This window comes from Virgibacillus chiguensis, assembly GCF_900129865.1.
In the GTDB taxonomy this organism is placed as follows: Bacteria; Bacillota; Bacilli; order Bacillales; family Amphibacillaceae; genus Virgibacillus; species Virgibacillus chiguensis.
The window spans coordinates 1-2,449 of the sequence record NZ_FQXD01000036.1; the positions used below are offsets into that span (position 1 = coordinate 1).

3 protein-coding genes are annotated in these 2,449 nt (G+C 41.0%); all 3 read left to right on the forward strand.

The window, feature by feature from the left end:
- The first annotated feature begins 207 nt into the window (after window positions 1-207).
- Entirely contained in the window at window positions 208-651 is a 444-nt protein-coding gene (locus BUB45_RS19205) for a hypothetical protein (protein ID WP_073013492.1), read from the forward strand.
- Window positions 651-1,826: a DUF2800 domain-containing protein gene (locus BUB45_RS19210; protein WP_073013494.1), complete on the forward strand. Its 1,176-nt coding sequence runs from the start codon at window positions 651-653 to the stop codon at window positions 1,824-1,826. The genes BUB45_RS19205 and BUB45_RS19210 overlap by 1 nt, the downstream gene beginning before the upstream one ends.
- A gap of 89 nt (window positions 1,827-1,915) precedes the next feature.
- A partial coding sequence (locus BUB45_RS19215) for a DUF2815 family protein (RefSeq protein ID WP_073013495.1) occupies window positions 1,916-2,449 on the forward strand: 534 nt, incomplete at its 3' end.

The following is a 2,449-nucleotide window of genomic DNA, read 5'->3' on the forward strand; positions in this document are numbered from 1 at the left end:
AGGGAGGTGATGAACGATTGTACACGTCGAAAGATTTCGCTATCAATCTAGCAGGTGCTTTGTTGGTAGTCTTAGGTATCATATTGGTTCTGTTTTAGAAAAGAAAAAAGCCTGATGTTGGCGCATCAGACTAAAACTATCATAATCCAACTTTATTATAACTTGTCTTGCAGTATAGAAGCAAGAACATTTAGGAGGTAATTACTAATGGAAATTAAAATTTCAATAGATCAAGCATTTACAAACGCAGTTTTATCCCTAGCGCAAGCCTTATCAACTAGCGGTTTGCCTAAAGTGACAGAGGAACAAGTCCAACAGGAGCCAGCAGTACATCAACAAGCTCCAATGCAAAAAGAACAACCTGCTGTGCAACAGCAACCAACTGTTCAGTCAGTTCCAACTCAACAACAAGCACCTGTACAGCAACAACCCCCTGTTCAACAAGATCAGCCAGGAGCGGTGCCAACGGTGGAGCAGACTTATACAATGGATCAACTGGCACGTGCTGCCTCTCAATTAATGGATGCAGGTAAACAAGCTGAATTGGTACAGCTTCTTGGTCAGTTTGGTGTACAAGCTTTGACTGCTTTGCCTCAGGAGCAATACGGTACGTTTGCCACGAAACTACGGGAAATGGGAGCGAAGATATAATGGCCAAACAAATTGCACATGCTGAACGAGCACACGCTTTGTTATCTGCTAGTGCATCTAATAGATGGTTAGCTTGCCCCCCTAGTGCTCGGTTAGAAGAACAGTTTGAGGATAAAGGATCCACTTATGCAGCAGAAGGAACTTTGGCTCATGAGATTGCGGAGTTAAGGCTACGAAAGTATTTTGTTGAGCCGATGGCCAAAAGCACATTTACCCGACGTCTCAACAAAATGAAAAAGAATGAACTGTTTCAACAAGAAATGTTAAAGCACACGGAAACGTACCTGGATTACTTAAAAGAATTAACTCTAGGTATGGAAGTCAGTCCGTATGTAGCTGTAGAGAAGAAAGTCGATTTCAGCGCTTATGTTCCCGAGGGATTTGGAACAGCGGACTGCATCATCATTGGCGGAAATACATTGTATGTTAATGATTTTAAATATGGAAAAGGGGTTCCGGTAAGTGCTGAGGATAACCCTCAAATGAAACTTTATGCTTTAGGTGCTTATGCAGCATACAGCTTTCTTTATCCTATCTCTAAGGTGCATTTATCTATTGTGCAACCAAGACTTGATAATATTTCAGAATATGAGCTATCCCTTGAAGAGCTGTTGAAGTGGGGAGATGAAATCAAACCTGTTGCTCAAAAAGCTTTTAACGGGGAAGGGGAGTTTGTACCCGGCGAACACTGCAAGTTTTGTAAAGCAAAAGCAACTTGTCGAGCGCGAATGGAACAGTACAGTGCGTTGGATGATTTTAAACAGATGAAACCACCGTTGATCAGTAATGAAGAAGTTGGCCAAGCATTAGAGAAAGCAAAACACTTGGAATCATGGGTTAGAGCTCTAAAGGAGTTTGCACTTAAAGAAAGCTTAAAAGGAAATGACATTGCAGGATGGAAAGCTGTTGAAGGACGAGGAAGTAGAAATTATGTAGATCAAGACAAAGCTTTTCAACATCTTAAAGAACACGGAATTAAAGAAGCTTTGCTTTATGAAAGAGTTCCTTTAACAGTTCCTAAATTAGAAAAAGAACTAGGGAAAAAAGAATACCGTGAGTTATTAGAGGAACCAGGATTGGTACAAAAATCACCAGGTAAACCAACCCTTGCTCCTGCAACAGATAAAAGGCAAGCAATAACTAATGAAGTTAGCGCAACAGAGGATTTTAGTTAATGGGTGATATTGCAGATTACCACGTAGATTAATTTATCTCAGGAAACTGGGGAATGTCAGTAAATAATTTTAAAAGGAGAAATGAAACTATGACTAATCAAAACACACGTATTGTATCAGGGGAAGTTCGCTTTAGCTTTGTGAATCTATTAAAACCGAGGGAAAACCAATACGGTGGGGAACCGAAATACAGTGCAACGATTCTTTTACCTAAGTCAGATATAGCTACTAAACAAAAGATTGATGCAGCTATTGAAGCAGCAAAAGCAAAAGGAAAAGCAGAGAAGTGGAACGGTGTAGTACCTCCAAATGTGGCGGTACCTATCCATGACGGTGATGGAGTAAAACCATCTGATGGTATGCCGTTTGGTCCAGAGTGTAAGGGTCATTGGGTGTTTACAGCTTCAACAGGCGTTGACTATCCGCCAAAAATTGTTGGACCTGATCTTAGCCCGGTTATGGACGCAACAGAAGTTTATAGCGGAATGTACGGAAAGATTGCACTCAATTTTAGCCCTTATGCTTTTGCTGGCAAAAAAGGTGTAGGTGTTTATATCAGTACAAACGTACAGAAAACTCGTGATGGTGAACCTTTGGGGGCATCAGCTCCAGCTGCTGATGAA

Coding starts and splice junctions, on each gene's coding strand:
- BUB45_RS19205 (WP_073013492.1), top strand. CDS start 208: ATGGAAATTAAAATTTCAATAGATCAAGCATTTACAAACGCAGTTTTA.
- BUB45_RS19210 (WP_073013494.1), top strand. CDS start 651: ATGGCCAAACAAATTGCACATGCTGAACGAGCACACGCTTTGTTATCT.